This window comes from Acetobacterium carbinolicum (assembly GCF_047456275.1).
Lineage (GTDB): Bacteria > Bacillota > Clostridia > Eubacteriales > Eubacteriaceae > Acetobacterium > Acetobacterium carbinolicum.
The window spans coordinates 1,307,293-1,323,547 of sequence record NZ_CP173357.1 but is presented as its reverse complement, the minus strand read 5'-3'; the positions used below and the strand labels follow the sequence as shown (position 1 = coordinate 1,323,547).

Here is a 16,255-nt window from a genome sequence, read left to right as displayed (position 1 = left end):
ACTATTCGTTGTTGGCAGAAAAAACATCACCATAGTCCTGATTTTCAGTTAAGACCTTTTCCGCATAGGAGCAGTAGGCGATAATTTTAAGCCTCTTTTCCCGGGCAAATGCCACTGCCTTTGCCACCAGCTTGACTCCAAGCTCCTGCCCTCTGAGTGCTTTGGTCACATAAACGTGCTCGATAATCAATCGATCACCTTCAATGTGATAGTTTAATAAACCAATTGGTTCTTCTTCATTGACACCAATATAAAATTTGTTTTTTGTTACATGGATGGTTTCCATTGTATCCTCCTATCTGGTTTTTTATGCAAAAAGACAGGATGGTTTTCCCGTCTTTTGTTTGCATTTATTATTTTAATTTAAACCGCGAGATCATTTCCTTGAGTAACTGCGATTGACTGGATAACTCTTCACTGGCTGCCGCCGATTGCTCAGCGGTTGCTGTATTTCCCTGGACAACCTGGGAGACCTGGTCGACCCCCAGATTAATCTGGGTGATATTGGTAGCCTGATCATTGGAGGCTTCGGCAATTTCCCGAACCAGTTCCGCGACCTTGGTAATTTCTGCTACAATTTCTTCTAATGCGTTGGCTTCCTGAATCGGTGCACATGGCGTCGAGGGTCGCATTAATCCCGGTAACAATCCGGGCTATACTCACCAGTATAATTGCCTGCCATGCTATGGTACTTATATACCATTTCAAGCCCCGTGTAAACTTTTTTTTGCAAAGTTTTTATCCAACTTAATTTTTTGCAACTCGTTTATTATAATGCTTAAAACACCCAAAAGCAATGGCGAAACAGCAAAAAGACAAGTGTTTACCTGCCTTTTTGCTGTTTCACTCTGGTCTCCTAGGTTTTTTAATGAGACAAAAATAGTATTTTGTTCGTTTTATATAATTCTGATCATACCTTCTGAGTTCTTCTCTCCTATCTGGATCATTTCAATTATTTAGTCGGTTGCATTCAGAAATTGACCATGTTATACTTAAAAAAAGAACCATTTTAAATAACAGGAGAGAAACGATGAATGAATTAAGTAAACTAAGTGATGTCGAACTAAAGAATAAATTGGCCAGTTTGAAAGAAGACTTGGAAGACGTTGAAAATGAACGTAGCTTTATTTTTAAACAATCCGGCATGCATGTCTCAAGCGGGAAGATCGTTGCCCAAATGGAAGAATTTGATGCAGAAATAAAAAAACTCAACGAATGTATCACTGAATGTGACGAAGAAATTAACGGTCGCAATCGTTAAAGGTGGGCAAGGGGTAAATACCCCTTGTTTTATTTACGCTGTCGTTCTACTTCTCCCCAGATTCCCGTTTAATCCAATTAATAGGTCGTTTCATGTTTTTAATGCAAAAAAAGCCAAAGGAATCAATCCTCTGGCTTTTTTTATCCGTTTTACGCTTAATCTTCTTTTCCGGCGGCTTCAATTTTCTTTTGTGTTTCAATGATACGCACGATGGTTTCCTCATCCAGATCATTAAAATCAATATAATCTCCGGTAATGATGTAAAAAACTGTTTCAAAAATATTGGTGGCATGATCACCAATACGCTCAAGATAAGATCCAACAAAAATGAATACCGAACCTTGATGGATATTTTTAGTATTATCAATCATATAGGCCAAACAGTCATGATGAATCTGCATATTCAAGGCATCAATCTCATCCTCCAGATCAACGACTTCCCGGAGTCGACTGATATCTTCATGCACAAAAGCTTGAATTGCAAGCTTTAATAATGTCTGTGCCAGATCACAGGTACGAGGGATGTCCACCAGTCGTTTCATATAAACAGTATCTGATAATTCCATCACCCGTTTGGAAATATTGACTGTCATATCAGCAATTCGTTCCAGATTGGTAATAATTTTCAAGGTTGACGCCAATCGTCTTAAATCGGTGGCAACCGGTCCTTGGGTGGCAATCACCTGACTTACAATCAGTTGAAGCTCAATTTCTTTGGCATCTACTAAATCATCCCGTTCAATCACTGATCTGGCCAACTCACAGTCCTGAGATTTTAATGCCTGGACTGAATCAGCTAACATTTTTTCTGTCATCGCTGACATCATCAAAATCTCGTCTTTGATCATTCTTAATTCTTCATTATACTCTATTCGCATGATTTATTCTCCTTATCAACCGAAGCGACCTGTAATGTAATCCTCTGTCCGTTTGTCATTGGGATTTGTGAAAATAATCGGTGTTTCATTAAATTCAATCACCTCTCCCATTAGAAAGAAAGCTGTTTTATCTGAAATTCGGCCCGCCTGCTGCATGGAATGAGTAACGATAATAATGGTATAGTCTTTCTTTAAACTCGACATCAAGTCTTCAATCTTGGCCGTTGCAATGGGATCAAGCGCCGAGGTTGGTTCATCCATTAAAATCACTTCCGGATTCATGGCAATGGTTCTGGCAATACATAAACGCTGTTGCTGACCACCTGACATGCCAAGAGCCGATTTATTTAATCGATCCTTAACCTCGTCCCAGAGCGCCGCTTTCATCAAGCTCTCCTTTACGATTGCGTCCAATTTCGATTTGTCCTTCATACCCTGACATTTGGGTCCATAGGCGATATTTTCATAAATACTCATGGGAAAGGGATTCGGACTCTGAAAGACCATCCCCACCCGGGTTCTTAAGTTTATAACATCAATATCACCATTAATATCTTTTTCATCAAAGAGAATTTCCCCCTTGATTTTTACCGAGTCGATTAAATCATTCATCCGATTCAGGCAACGTAAGAAGGTGGATTTTCCGCAGCCGGATGGTCCAATAAATGCGGTAACTTCATTTTCGCGAATTTCCATATTGATTGATTTAAGCGCTTGAAAATCGCCATAATACAAATCAAGATTCTTCGCGTTAAACTTTATATTTCTGTTCATATTACTCCTCATTTTTTATTAAAGACATCCAACTTGTCTGAGGTGATACGGGACAAGATGTTCAGTACAATAACAATTACAATTATGACAATGCCGACTGCACAAGCCAGCTCAATATTGCCTTCTTCTTTGGCCACATAATAGGCCTGTACGGTTAGGGTGCTCCCAGGTGAAAATAGCGTACCCGGGATTTGAGCAACCGTCCCTGCAGTTAATAGTAGTGCCGCAGACTCACCAACCACCCGGCCAATACTGAGTAACACTGCTGTGGCAATACCAGGTACCGCACAGGGTAGCACGACTTTAAAAATGGTTTGAAGCTTAGTGGCGCCAAGTGCCAGAGATCCTTCTCTAAAAGCCATGGGGACCGTTTTTAAAGCTTCTTCTGTACTCCGAATAATAACTGGTAAAAGAATGACCGCAACCGTCAGACTCCCGGAAATCAGTGAGATCTGAAAATTTAGAGCGACTACAAAGAAAGCCATCCCAAACAGACCAAAAATAATCGAAGGAATACCCGCCAGAGATTCGGCAGCAAATCGAATGATATTAACCAGTTTCCCTGGTTTTGCATATTCAGTCAAATAAATCGCTCCAAAGATACCCACTGGCAGTGCCACAAGCAAGGAGAGCAAGACCATGTACAGTGTTGTGATAATATTTGATTTGATTCCTCCGCCCGGCTGAACGATTTTTATTTTTAGTTCGCCGGATTGAGCGGCAATGGTTTCTGCAACCTCATCTAATGATAAATCAGTAAAATCTTTTCCATTAATACTCTGCAACATATAGTCGGGGCCAATTTTTATTTCTACGCCAGTTGAATCGATGGCACTTTGTAACGATGAATCCTTTTCGAGATAGGTAACAACAATTTGTTCGCGCTCGGTACTATGGTTTTTATAAGCGACCTTAGAAATAGCCGCCCCAATATTCTCGATGTAGATTGGTCCTTCTAAAGCGGTCTCATATCGATTATCCAGTGAATTTATATCATTAAGCTTTTCTTCATCAATGCTTAAAGGTACGTCTTTGGCCTCAGTAAAGGCATAACCTACTTTTTCATTGAAATCCCGGGTTAAAAAATCCCAATTAACCAACCCGATTCCTTGAACAAAAATAAAGCCAATAATAAAAAGCAACACACTTAATGTAATGCCGGTTGCCAGATAAATAATACCTTTAACAAATAGGTCTTTTATGCTTCTGCTCATTTAACTGCCCACCTTTGCTTTAACCAATTTATTAACAATCAGATTAATCAACATGATGAAAATAAATAGCACCACACCGGTTGAATATAACAGCTCCTGATGGACACCGGAGGCGTAGCCCATTTCCAACGCAATGTTAGTGGTCAGCGGACGAACCTGATCAAACAGACTAGTGGGTATACCGGCAATGGGGTTACCACAAACCAGCATAACCGCCATCGTTTCACCAATGGCCCGGCCAATGCCAAGAATAACACCGGTCATAATCCCAGAACGCGCTGCCGGTAACACCACCTTAAAGATGGTTTGTATTTTCGATGCACCCAACGCATAGGAGCCTTCTCGATATGCTTTTGGAACCACACTGATGGACGTTTCTGAAATGCTGACAACGGTTGGTAGAATCATAATTGCCAGAACCAGGATGGTCGACAGCAATGACTCCCCTTGAGCCATAGGCGATATTTTCAGCACATAAGGAACAATGATTCCTAATCCAAAAACCCCATATAGAACGGAAGGTATCCCTGCCAATAATTCCACCGCAAAACGAATGATTTTGCCTACCCGTGATCCGGCCATTTCTGAAATAAAGACTGCTGTGAGAATCGCGATTGGCACTCCGATCAGAATCGCGCCTAATGTTGCAAAAACAGATCCCACAATCATGTAAAAGATCCCATACATATTCGAACCCGGTCGCCATTCAACACCGGATAAAAAATTCCAAAGCGGATAACTATTGGAAATAAAAGGTTTTAGTCCGTTGTAAAAAACGAAGGCAGTGATCGCCAAAACACTGACGACAGCGACAAAAGCACAGACAAGAAAAAAGCCTTCGATTATTTTCTCTTGTTGCTTCTTACGTTTAATTGCTTGCAAAATAAACGCTCCTTTTCTAACCCATGCAGGTTACTTGATGTCATGGGATTATTTTAATGAAGAGAGACTCCTTTTCAGGAGTCTCAATTTTTTTTGTTAAAGTACTGAGATACCACCATGTTCTTCGACAATGGCCTGTCCATCTTTGGTCATCAGGAAGTCAAGGAAAGCAAGAGTTGCATCATCAACCTTTGATTTATCATACATAGCCAGGAAGGGTCGTGAAATTTTGTAAGTTTTATTTTTAACATTATCCACAGTCGCTTTTACACCGTCAATATCAATGGCTTTAACAGTTTTATCAACAAAGGTTAAAGAAACATAACCAATGGAGTTCTCATTTCCGGCAACCGTACTTTGAACATTTCCATTACCTTCTTTAATGGTGGCATCAGGTTTTAGTTTTTCTTCAAACTTAACCATTTCTTCAAATGCACCACGCGTTCCCGATCCATCTTCACGCGATACAACAACAATCGGTGCATCCGCTCCGCCAACTTCACTCCAGTTGGTGATTTCGCCCATGTAGATTTTTTGGACCTGTTCAGTTGTCAGGTTTGTTACGGTGTTAGCTGGGTTTACAACAACAGCAATACCATCAAAAGCAAAAACCAATTCGGTTAGGCTACCCTTTTCTTCGGTTTTTAAGTCTCGTGATGCACAGCCAAAGGAATAGGTACCCGCTGTTGCTCCTTTAATTCCGTCGGAAGAACCGGTTCCACTGTAGGTAAACTTGACTTCCGGATTTAAGGCTGTAAACTCTGAACCGGCTGCATCAATGACCTTCAGTACTGATGTGGAGCCCCCGCCGTTTATTTCTCCTGAAATTGCGTCACTGGTGGTTGCCGTTGTTGATCCTGAAGAACCACATCCTGCGAGGGTCAGCACCGTTGCACCGACTAACAATGATACTAAAACTTTTTTAAAACTTTTTGACATTTTTTTCTCCTTTAAATTTCCTTAAATTTCGTTGATTGCATAGCTATCTTACCAAATAAAAAAGGATAAAAGGTTTTGTGGAGGTAAAGAGATTGTTAATACTCTGTTAAATTGGCAAACAAAAAGAGAGGTATTCCAACCTCCCAATTTAATCCGATTGACTTTATATGGCCGTCCTTTCTCTCCAGCTCGACTGGATGGAGTAATATTATCTTTTATTAACGCTTCATTCTTTACGTTTATAAGGATCAGCAGGACATCCTTCTATTAGTCAAAGATTTCCTGAATCAATTCTTTTAGTTCTTCATACATTGCCAAACCCGCTAGGGGTGCCAATGCGTCCCGCACACCTTTGTAATACCAGGCCTGCTTTTCTTTACCTCTGACAAAAATATCCCAGACCTCTTCTCCGATTCTTTCGTAATCTTCTTTAACACTTCGCAGATTTGCCAGTTTATCGGCGCAGGCCAGCATCTGCATCTCCCGGGTCGCTCGGTTCTTGAGAAAATCGATGGTATTCTGCTTGCGTTTTTCCCAGGGCAACAATTTGTCTTCTGAGTCGGAGGCTACCAGTTCGGCCACTGCTTCTCCGAATTCCCGACGGATCGTTTCCAGACTGGTATCCGTGTCTTCCACCGTATCGTGAAGGAGTCCGGCACAGATCAGGGCTTCATTTTCTTCCGGATCCACTGTCTCACCGAGAATTTTAGCAACCTCAAAGGGGTGAGTGATATAAGGAATTTTGGAGCCCTTGCGAAAATGACCGTCATGGGCTTTGGCAGAAAATTCAATGGCTTTTGAAATGGACATAGATCCTCCTTGATTTTAAATCTTACCATACGTTTGACTAACGGGTGTGACAAATTAGACTGACAACTAAACAGATGATCTCGGATCGCCCGTGCTAAACCATTCTACGCAATTTAATATGGACACAACAAATTAGCATCTGTTCAGAATTTTATTATAGACCACCAGCATATGGGGTTCACTCACATGGCTTGACAATTCATCTATCGCGATCCATCTGACCCCACTGTTTTCATCTGGCTTAATCGCCAGCGGTTCATCTTCATAAGCCGATAGTAAATAGGCTACCGATAAATGCAAATGAGCCGAAACCGGTTGTTCATTTTTAAGATGACCAAAAACTGACAAAATATCCAATGAGATAATTTTATCCGCTACGGCGGTTACTTGTTTTAATCCGGTTTCTTCTTTGGCTTCGCGGATCGCTACCTGTAGTAGATCCGCTTCGCCATCGGCGTGCCCCCCGGTCCAGGACCAAGATTGATAAATGTTATGGTAGATCATTAACAGTTTATCCCGAGCCTCATTAAAAATCAAGGCTGAACTGGTCAGATGGGCAATTTTATTTTCCCGCAGCAAAACATCCGGATTATTATTAATGAACCGTAAAAAGGTCTGCTGATCGGCCTGTTCCTGGCCAGATCCGGGTTTAAACTCAGTGATAGCAGTTAAATAGTCCATAGACACCTCACTATAATCATCTCGTGTTAAACATTAATCTTAAACACTAAATTTTAATCAATAGAATCGACGAATCGGTTTTTTTCGGGCCATGGTAACCGATTTATCCTCAGCCAGGCTTACCTTTCTCGGCCGTCCTTTAATATTCCGGGTTTGCAGCTCTTTTAACACCTGGGGGCCTTTGTTATTGAGGATTTCGACAAAGGTGGAGACGTCTAGAATCGTGATTACGCCGATATCCGCGGCGGTCATACCCTCCAGATTACACAGGGTGCCGACAATATCCACCGGTCGCATTTTGGTCTTTTTGCCGGCATTGATATGGATCTTGGTGATCTCCCGGGTCAGATCATGGGCTTTGTCCAGCTTTTCCTCCGGTTTTTCCTGCAGCTTTTCGATAAAGGCCGCTTTTAGCGAATGGACTGTGGCTAGCGTGGGGCATTCTTTTTCAATTATTTCTTTGTCAGTATAATTTTCAATATCTTTAAACAAGCGGCCTTCTTTTGCCGAAACCAGGGTAATGGCTTTACCAGTGGTGCCCCGACGACCGGTCCGGCCGATGCGATGGACATAGGTTTCCTTTTCCCAGGGGACATCAAAATTAATGACCAGCGAAATCTCATGAACATCAATCCCCCGAGCCGCCACATCGGTGGCAATCAGATAGCGGAAGGCGCCCTTTTTAAAACGTTGCATGACCAGGGTGCGGTCATCCTGTTCCATGCCGCCGTGTATCTTTTCACAGGCCTTATTATCCTTACCCAACAGATTATAAATGGCATTGACCATTTCCTGGGTATTGCAAAAAATAATGCAGCTGTCGGGGTTTTCCACCACCAGCACATCCTTTAACACATCCAGTTTATCGTCATGGCCCGTTTTATATACAAATTGTTCAATGGCATCGGTTCGTTTGGTCTCGGCCTCAATCTCGATGATCTGGGGATCGTTCATGTATTTTTTTGACAGCCGTTGAATCTCATTTTCCAGAGTGGCTGAAAACAACATCGTCACCCGATTTTTGGGCATTTCATTGATAATTTCTTCTACCTGATCGATAAAACCCATATTCAGCATCTCATCAGCTTCGTCGATGACCAGAAAACGGATCTCATCGGTAATAAAGGTTCCTCGTTCAATATGATCCATTACCCGGCCCGGGGTTCCCACCACCACATGGGTTTTCTGTTTCAGCTCTTTTTCCTGCCGGCGGATCGGTGATTTTCCATAAAGGGCTGACACCTTAACCCGCTTGAAGCGGCCAATGTTAAAAATATCTTCGTGGACCTGCAGTGCCAGCTCCCGGGTCGGGGTCAGCACCAGGGCCTGGGGTTTGTTCTCTTCCCAGTCCATCAGTTCACAGATCGGAATGCCAAAGGCCGCCGTTTTGCCGCTGCCAGTTTGGGCTTTGCAGAGAATATCTTTTTTCTCCAAAGCAATCGGAATTACGGCTTCCTGAACCTTGGTCGGGTTTTCAAAATTTAGTTTTTCGATGGCTTTTAGGAGCTCATCGCTTAATTGGTACTGGTTAAATTTTTTACTTATCACTTTTTTCTGCTTTCTTTTTTATTATAAACTTATTTTAATCCATTTAAAAAGCTGTATCCACTGGGAATTCACAGAAGATACAGCTGGTTTATTACTTGACATTTTATTATAGTCTATATTTGCTAATTAAGCAAGGTTTATTGTTATCCATAACAGTAAGTACTACTTTTTGTCTGGCCATTGTCGATTACTGCAAAAAACCTCATCAGCTTATCTGACGAGGTTTTTTGCTCATGAAACCAGAAGTTTTTAACTCCCACTGGATAACCTTTATTCAATTTCTATTAATTTTGACTGTTCCTGCTTCACTGCTTTTGGTACTGTTATAGTCAGAACCCCATCTGTCAGTTTGGCTTTGATATCATCTGAAGCTGCATCAGCGAGAAATACATTTCTGGTCATCGAAGAGAATTTTCTTTCGCGATGAATATAATTCTTTTCTTTTTCTTCCTTAACTTCATCCTTCTTGACTGAAATCTGAAGTCTTCCTTCTTCAAGCGAAAGGTTGATATCCCCTTTAGCAACACCGGGCAGCTCGGCTTCGACAATGTATTCTTTCTCATTGTCTTGTAAATCGATCTTGAAGGTGTCACCTGCTAAACTTCTTCTCAAAGGCCATCCTTCTGCAAAAAAGTCGTCAAGCATATTTTGGAAATCATCAAAACCGGTATTCATCAAATCATTGCGTTTTCTGTTAAACGGAATCAGTGCTGTCACCATAACCACTCCTTTACAAATTTTATTTGTTAGCACTCGCACTTGACGAGTGCTAACTTTGATTATTTTATACCACTTTTTAAAAAAGATGTCAAGATGTCATGGTCGCACCTTTAAGATTCTTTTAAGCTGTTACTTGATTGACTTTTAGACCTCAACGTAAACGGTCAGACGGTTGTGAAATCGCTTGAACGTGTTACAAATGTAACTGTTGAGGAGCCAAAAACAATTTAGCATCTCATACCAGACAACCTGCCTGTTTCCCAACAGTGTCGAATCGGTTATTCCCGGATTCGCGGCCAGGTGATCTTCAAGAGTCATCACAACAAATCCCTGTTTTTTTAAGCTGATCCACAAAAATGGCATAGTTTTGGTGTCCGTTTGTAAGAATAACGGTGTTTACTTCTTCTTTTTCCGTATCCTTGTCTCCGGTTACAAAAATCTACAAAAACCATTCCATGCCAATCACTGCGCCTCTTAAATAGGTCAAGTACTTCCAATTATAATTATGGATGATTCTGAGCTAAGGTAATCATTCCTCTATATTCAAGTCGTATATCAACAACCGCATTACAAATCCTGAACTCGACAAAAGAGCGTACTTAGAACAACATCATCGCCAATAAATCACTGAGAAAGTTATATTCCTTGGCGCTTTTATGATCTTGTCTCGACAAACTATTTCTAATCTGATATAGTTAGAACTAATAAAAATTTGGAGGTATGAAATGAAAGATGAAGAATTATTAAATGAAACCCCAAATCCAGAAGCGACTCAAACGGTAACTGCTGATAAATCCCAGGATTATGGTTTACTGGGTCTAACCGGTATGTTTATCATATTACTTGGTTATAATCTATTTAAAGGCCTTCCGATCAGTGATTTAAATGCAATGTTCTGGGGATACCTGGGGATGGCTTTTATTATCAAGTATCGACAGGAAAAAACGACCAGTAACCTGATTATCGCTATTGGCGGCATCGTCGCCTCACTTTCGGCACTTGCAAATTATATCCTTAGTACCTGGTAGAATAAGAAATCGGGTAGGAGGCTGACCATTAATTGATCAGCCGACCTCCCACACCACCGTACGTACCGTTCGGTATACGGCGGTTCCAGAGTTTACACGGTTACTTGCAGATAATAATCATAAAAATTGGGATATCCTGCCCGCTTGAGTCGATCATTAGACAGGGTTCTCATTAAGATTGGGCTATGGGCGGTTCGCCAATAGCCTTTTCTTGTGTTTGCCCACATCCACGCCCGTTTTTCGTCCAGTCCCAACTTTTTGAGATTGGTAAAGCGCGTTTTTACTTTCTTCCAGCGTTTCCAGATCACCATCCGGATTCGGCTTCTCATCCACTTGTCCAGCGGTTTCAATATATTTTTCATATCCGCCAGCTTGAAATAATTGACCCAGCCCCGCACGATTTGCAGCATTCTTTCTTTTCGTCTCTGAATTCCCATCCCATTACTGCGTCCGGTAATCTGTCGGATTTTATCCTTCAGCTTATCGATGCTCTGGGGGTGAACTCGCAACCTTCCCTGTTCCTGGTAGATATAGAATCCGTATCCGAGGAATTTCACTTTTGCGACGTTGGACACTTTCGTTTTCTCCCGATTAATACGAAGAAACAGTTTCTCTTCGATAAACGGGGCGATGTTCTTAAGGGTTCGTTCGGCCGCTCTCCGGCTCTTGCAGAAAATCATCAGATCATCAGCATACCGGACAAAATGGTGTCCACGACGTTCCAGTTCTTTATCGCATTCATTGAGCATGATATTTCCAAGAATTGGGCTGAGTGGACCGCCCTGCGGCACGCCTTCCTCACTACGCTCGAACACGCCACCTGACATGACGCCTGCGTTCAGAAATTTGTGGATCAGGGAGATGACCCGACCATCTTTGATGGTTTCAGACAGAATCTGAATGAGTCGACTGTGATTGACGGTATCAAAGTACCTTTCCAGATCCATATCGACGACGTATTTATATCCGTCGGTAATATTTTGCTGGCATTGTTTCAGGGCACCCTGAGCGCTGCGTTTGGGTCTGAATCCGTAACTGCTGTCTGAGAATTGTTGTTCGAATATCGGCGTTAACACCTGAGCGATCGCCTGTTGAATCAATCGATCCACAACGGTTGGGATTCCCAATTTTCGTGTCTTCCCGTTTTCTTTTGGTATTTCTACCCATCTGACGGGTTGGGGTTTGTATTTACCACTTCGGATGGCTTCAATGAGTTCATTCCGGTTTTCTTTCAGGTAGGGCAGAAGTTCATCTACCTGCATGCCATCTATTCCACCTGCACCCTTGTTTTTCTTCACCTGCTTATAGGCCAGGTTCAGATTATCCCGGGTTAGAATTTTCTCCAGTATTCCATCCGTCTGCTCGTTTGTATTGGTGATTTCGGTTTCAATTATCTTTGGTGATGCGCACACGTCTGCATATCTTTTCTGTTCCGCAGATATCTTTTGCAGATCGCCTTCATTATAAAGTTTTCTGTGTTTTATTTTATCACCGTCAGTAATCTTCATTGATCTTCACCTCCTCTGGTTCAGCCCTTCCTTCGACATCTAGATTGTCTCCGTACTATGGCTTCGGCTGACTTCTCACGATAAATCTTATTTCAACCGTATTTCATACTCTGTTTCCACACGTCCGTGAGATCTCCCCGGGTAAGAACGCAATCTTTCCTTCCATCTATCTGCCACATTTACACCATCAACTTCCGAGTAGTTTTGGGGCTTCAGTTTGTTAGGCAACCTTACCCAGTTGAACATGCCTGATGTGATTTCTGTTCGACAGACCGGAAGTTTGCCGCTGGCTTCCTTCAGATTCTCCGTCACCGGGGACACCCTTGCCTTAAGCTATGCACTTGGCACTACCTACCCGTGCTCGGGACTTTCACCCGTTAGATTGCGCCCATGCCGGGCGCACCTAAAAAAGCTGATCCGATTAATAAATAATCTGATCAGCTTTTTTGCTGCACTGGTACTTAACTTCAATTATAAAATTTAAGCTGTGGGCGTGTAAAAAAGTTTGCACAAAAAACATTAGTTTTTCCTTCTTTACTTACCTCAAAAACATAAAAAAGTTTGCACAAAATTTATGCTTTTTTACTTTGTAGAAATTATCTACTTTAAAGTTTGCACAAAATCTAAAATGAATAATATTAACAGATCTGATATTTGATTAATTAACCCACTCTCCACTTCTTTCTCTCTAATTTCCATTGTTCTTCTTTTTAATACTTGATTTCAACATTCTATTATTTACAGGTGTCCATAATCATTTATTTGATGATGTATTATATCATAGATATAATTAGATTATATTATTTTTCACTTAACTTTTTACCTTATTTGTCTTGTTGTAATGTTGTAATAAATCAATCATTCTATCATTACTATAATTTCATGATTTTCTTCTATAACATAACTAAATGATGTTCTTTTTCATTAGTCAAAAATAAAAAGATGTTCATTAACTGACTGCCTTCTTATGTGATCGATTTAATGGATATTATTGACCAATGAATTCTTCCTCTTTAAGTTGCTGCGCGCATCTTGAACAAAGACGTCTGCTCCGTTCTCGTCGATGTACAAATACTACTTTGCCATTAAACGATTCCTTCATTCTTTTTTATATCTATCAAGTTCAAGGAGAATATGATAGATTATTTCCTGCTCCGAACGATTCTTAGCGAGAATAAGTTCATAACATTGCGCTAGTATTCCGATTTGCGAGTGATTTTCTATGTCTATTTTTTCAAATAATTCTGAAAGGGAAATTCCTAATGCCCTTGTGATTTTTTCAATGCTTTCGATGGTGGGATTCTTTTCGCCTCTTTCAATTTGACCAATATAGGTCGGATGACAACTCGCTTTTTCAGCAAGCTTTTCCTGACTTAAATCAAGTTGCATTCTATAATTCCGGATTCGTTTTCCAAGTATCTTTACAATATCGTCCATTCAATCACTCCTTTCGGTATAGTCTATAAGTATTATTTGCAGTTTTCTACATACTGTTGATATTTATTCCAGGAAGTGATATACTATAAGTATTCTTTTTTAGTTTTTTCATATTTAACGTATAAATATGCCTTTTTAATTAGGCTTTGAATATCCACAATTAACTTTATATTAAGACAGTCAATCAAACTGTAAACAGCGGATTTCAACATAAAATGACTAATGAGATGTCGCTCTTTGTCTCTATAACGTGATGCTGTATCTATTTTTTGTGCTTAACTGATATCACAAAAGCATCTTTCAGAAACGATTTTTGAAACAAAAAACCCTCTTGATTAATCATGTAACTCAATTAATCAAGAAGGTTTTTATTATGGATCTAATACCATATTAAAGAAAAGCCAACCAGAAAATAATCGGCCTATTTGTAGATGTTTATCATTTTTATAAAGGCTATTGTGAGGATTAAAATGAATACTAAAGAGCTTCATAAAAGCTTAGATCATCTGTCAGAAGATAAAATCAATGAACTTATATCTCGATATTATAACAACGAAAATGTGAATTCTTTACTCACTGAATTTGACATTGATGTAGGTCCTTCCAATTTATGTAAGTTATTTCCGCCAATTTCACATCCGGATTTTCCATGTCCGAATTGTGGCAATTCACTCGCATCCCAGCCACAATCAAAGAGTAAACGTCGAAGTGTTGACATTAATTACCTTTTTTGTACGAATTGCGGCCACACTAATAATTCGATTAAAAACTGCCAATGTAATTATTGTTCAAATATTCGAAAAAAAGCGGAAGCACGACGAGAAGAAGTGAGACGATTAAAAGAATGCGAAAGAAAAAGCATTCAAGAAATTATTAAGAGAACCTATGATATCAAAAATAATATACCTTATCATTTTGATGATTTAAATTTTAGACATAAAGTATATCTTAGCACGATTTGCAGAGCATTGCTTATCGAAAATTACTCTCCAGTTGCACAATTGTATCCCATAGAGATTTTTGATCAAGCAAATCCCATATCCCCAACAGATGAATATACAAAAAAGATATTTGTAGAACTTTGTCGACTAAATATACTGATACCCAGTCCAATTTCAGACATATTGGCTTTTGTCCAGGAGGATGAATGCGGTAATTTTGATTATCCGAATAATTTTCCAAATATAATTTTTATTTCTAAAGTATGGTTTGTTATTAATGTAACCTGTAATGAAGGATTTGATGCACTCATTCAAAAATTGTTACTTGGTGATTACTATAATTCTGAGGTGGATGCGGAAGAAGCACTTAAACTATGGCAAAGTATAGCCAAACAAGAATGTATCAATTATTTTGAATATCAATTGAATTCTGTTCAGTTCAGTACAAATTTTGGAAAGAAAACAAATATTATCATTGAAAAGCTCCTTGAAAATTTTTCTGTTTCCCAAATTTATGCCCTGATTTGGAAAGAAATTGCAAGCGCTTCGAAAGCTTTTCTTGAACATCGATGCTCTAAAACATTTGCAAAAAATATCGCCATCAACGGGGTGAAACGCTATGGTGAACGTGCACTTGAAAATGGCTGGGATATTATAAAGTACTCACGGAACAAAAATGTTCCCCAAAGTATTTTAAGTGAAGTTTTTTTTAATAGCGTTCTCTCATTGAAAGATGATGGATTCAATAGAGCACCCAGCATCGATTTGTTATCATCTTTGATTTTGATATAAATGCCCTGAGCAGTTATATTACTGAAGTTATGTCAATGTCCAGCGACGCAATATTGGCTTGATGGACATTGACATAGAGGATTACTGACAGCGCTTGAATTTATTCAATTTATTAAGATGCGCGATATTAAAAAGGGCGTGTAAATTATTTTGTGCTTTTGCGAATTCCAGGTTAATGGAAAATATTAAAATAAAAAATAGATGTGCAGATTAAATTTCAAGTCTATTTTTGCACATGATTCAAAGGCTGTCAATAATCAATATTGGCAGTCTTTGATGTGGACGGGCCTATTCGACGTCGACGAGGCTGATTCGACCTTCAAAATAAATTAAAAGCTGTTCCAGAATTTTCGACCAGTCTCTTGGTCTGCCGTTCCATTTTTTAGTAATATCCGTCATGGCCAGATAGAGCATTTTAAAGAGCGCATCATCTGTCGGAAAAATTGATTTTGACTTGGTCACTTTTCTAAGCTGACGGTTAAAGTTTTCAATTGCGTTGGTCGTATAAATCAGCTTTCTCAATTCCTGCGGATATTTGAAATAAGTGGACAAATCTGCCCAGTTATTCTGCCAAGAGCGGATCGAACTGGGATATTTCTTTCCCCATTTATTTTCCAGTGCATCCAGCTGCTGCAAAGCGACATCTTCCGTAGCTGCCTGGTAAACCAATTTCAGATCGGACATAAATGGTTTGATGTCTTTGTATGAAACAAAACGGGTGGAATAACGGATCTGATGAACGATGCAGCGCTGAATCTCCGCATTGGGAAAGACCGCATGGATGGCATCGCCAAAACCGGATAGCCCATCAACGGAGACAATCAGAAGCCCAAGGACTTTCG

15 protein-coding genes and 2 pseudogenes are annotated in these 16,255 nt (G+C 40.1%); 3 read left to right on the top strand and 14 right to left on the bottom strand.

What is annotated here, in order from left to right:
* Nucleotide 1 precedes the first annotated feature (1 nt).
* Nucleotides 2-286, bottom strand: coding sequence for a GNAT family N-acetyltransferase (locus ACIZ62_RS06155; protein ID WP_111887507.1), 285 nt, complete (start codon nucleotides 284-286; stop codon nucleotides 2-4).
* Between the two features lie 67 nt (nucleotides 287-353).
* Nucleotides 354-596, bottom strand: a pseudogene (locus tag ACIZ62_RS06150) (methyl-accepting chemotaxis protein); the annotation flags it as partial.
* 434 nt (nucleotides 597-1,030) lie between these two features.
* Here ACIZ62_RS06150 and ACIZ62_RS06145 point away from each other — a divergent pair.
* On the top strand, nucleotides 1,031-1,261 hold the full coding sequence (locus ACIZ62_RS06145; protein WP_111887509.1) for a hypothetical protein: 231 nt from the start codon (nucleotides 1,031-1,033) through the stop codon (nucleotides 1,259-1,261).
* A 155-nt stretch (nucleotides 1,262-1,416) separates the two neighbouring features.
* On the opposite strand, the gene phoU is transcribed toward ACIZ62_RS06145, so the two are convergent.
* The 9 genes from phoU to ACIZ62_RS06100 all read right to left on the bottom strand — a co-directional run bounded on the left by phoU (nucleotide 1,417) and on the right by ACIZ62_RS06100 (nucleotide 9,707).
* Nucleotides 1,417-2,139: a phosphate signaling complex protein PhoU gene (gene phoU, locus ACIZ62_RS06140; protein ID WP_111887510.1), complete on the bottom strand. Its 723-nt coding sequence runs from the start codon at nucleotides 2,137-2,139 to the stop codon at nucleotides 1,417-1,419.
* A 15-nt stretch (nucleotides 2,140-2,154) separates the two neighbouring features.
* The gene (gene pstB, locus ACIZ62_RS06135) at nucleotides 2,155-2,913 is read right to left on the bottom strand and encodes a phosphate ABC transporter ATP-binding protein PstB (RefSeq protein WP_414151481.1); all 759 of its coding nucleotides are present in this window, start codon (nucleotides 2,911-2,913) and stop codon (nucleotides 2,155-2,157) included.
* 8 nt (nucleotides 2,914-2,921) lie between these two features.
* Nucleotides 2,922-4,127, bottom strand: a complete 1,206-nt coding sequence (pstA, locus tag ACIZ62_RS06130; protein WP_414151480.1) for a phosphate ABC transporter permease PstA — start codon at nucleotides 4,125-4,127, stop codon at nucleotides 2,922-2,924.
* Complete coding sequence (gene pstC / locus ACIZ62_RS06125; protein ID WP_322519913.1) at nucleotides 4,128-5,009, bottom strand: phosphate ABC transporter permease subunit PstC; 882 nt, start codon at nucleotides 5,007-5,009, stop codon at nucleotides 4,128-4,130. It lies immediately after the preceding gene.
* A 96-nt stretch (nucleotides 5,010-5,105) separates the two neighbouring features.
* Entirely contained in the window at nucleotides 5,106-5,948 is an 843-nt protein-coding gene (locus ACIZ62_RS06120; RefSeq protein WP_414151479.1) for a phosphate ABC transporter substrate-binding protein, read from the bottom strand.
* Between the two features lie 267 nt (nucleotides 5,949-6,215).
* A complete protein-coding gene (locus tag ACIZ62_RS06115; RefSeq protein WP_322519912.1) occupies nucleotides 6,216-6,758 on the bottom strand; it encodes an HD domain-containing protein in 543 nt (180 codons plus the stop codon).
* Nucleotides 6,759-6,890: 132 nt separating this feature from the next.
* A complete protein-coding gene (locus ACIZ62_RS06110) occupies nucleotides 6,891-7,439 on the bottom strand; it encodes an NUDIX hydrolase (protein ID WP_414151478.1) in 549 nt (182 codons plus the stop codon).
* Nucleotides 7,440-7,496: 57 nt separating this feature from the next.
* Complete coding sequence (locus tag ACIZ62_RS06105) at nucleotides 7,497-8,987, bottom strand: DEAD/DEAH box helicase (protein ID WP_414151477.1); 1,491 nt, start codon at nucleotides 8,985-8,987, stop codon at nucleotides 7,497-7,499.
* 270 nt (nucleotides 8,988-9,257) lie between these two features.
* On the bottom strand, nucleotides 9,258-9,707 hold the full coding sequence (locus tag ACIZ62_RS06100) for an Hsp20 family protein (protein WP_414151476.1): 450 nt from the start codon (nucleotides 9,705-9,707) through the stop codon (nucleotides 9,258-9,260).
* A 725-nt stretch (nucleotides 9,708-10,432) separates the two neighbouring features.
* Here ACIZ62_RS06100 and ACIZ62_RS06095 point away from each other — a divergent pair.
* A complete protein-coding gene (locus ACIZ62_RS06095; RefSeq protein ID WP_414151475.1) occupies nucleotides 10,433-10,735 on the top strand; it encodes a DUF6442 family protein in 303 nt (100 codons plus the stop codon).
* 92 nt (nucleotides 10,736-10,827) lie between these two features.
* Here the strand turns inward: ACIZ62_RS06095 and ltrA are convergent, their stop codons facing one another.
* Both ltrA and ACIZ62_RS06085 read right to left on the bottom strand, forming a co-directional pair.
* A complete protein-coding gene (ltrA, locus tag ACIZ62_RS06090; protein WP_322519908.1) occupies nucleotides 10,828-12,243 on the bottom strand; it encodes a group II intron reverse transcriptase/maturase in 1,416 nt (471 codons plus the stop codon).
* Between the two features lie 1,098 nt (nucleotides 12,244-13,341).
* Nucleotides 13,342-13,680, bottom strand: coding sequence for a helix-turn-helix domain-containing protein (locus ACIZ62_RS06085; RefSeq protein WP_303871753.1), 339 nt, complete (start codon nucleotides 13,678-13,680; stop codon nucleotides 13,342-13,344).
* A 470-nt stretch (nucleotides 13,681-14,150) separates the two neighbouring features.
* Between ACIZ62_RS06085 and ACIZ62_RS06080 the strand changes: the two genes are divergently transcribed.
* Complete coding sequence (locus tag ACIZ62_RS06080) at nucleotides 14,151-15,413, top strand: hypothetical protein (RefSeq protein WP_414151474.1); 1,263 nt, start codon at nucleotides 14,151-14,153, stop codon at nucleotides 15,411-15,413.
* 288 nt (nucleotides 15,414-15,701) lie between these two features.
* Here ACIZ62_RS06080 and ACIZ62_RS06075 read toward each other — a convergent pair.
* Nucleotides 15,702-16,241 (bottom strand): annotated as a pseudogene (locus ACIZ62_RS06075) (transposase); the annotation flags it as partial.
* Nucleotides 16,242-16,255 lie beyond the last annotated feature (14 nt).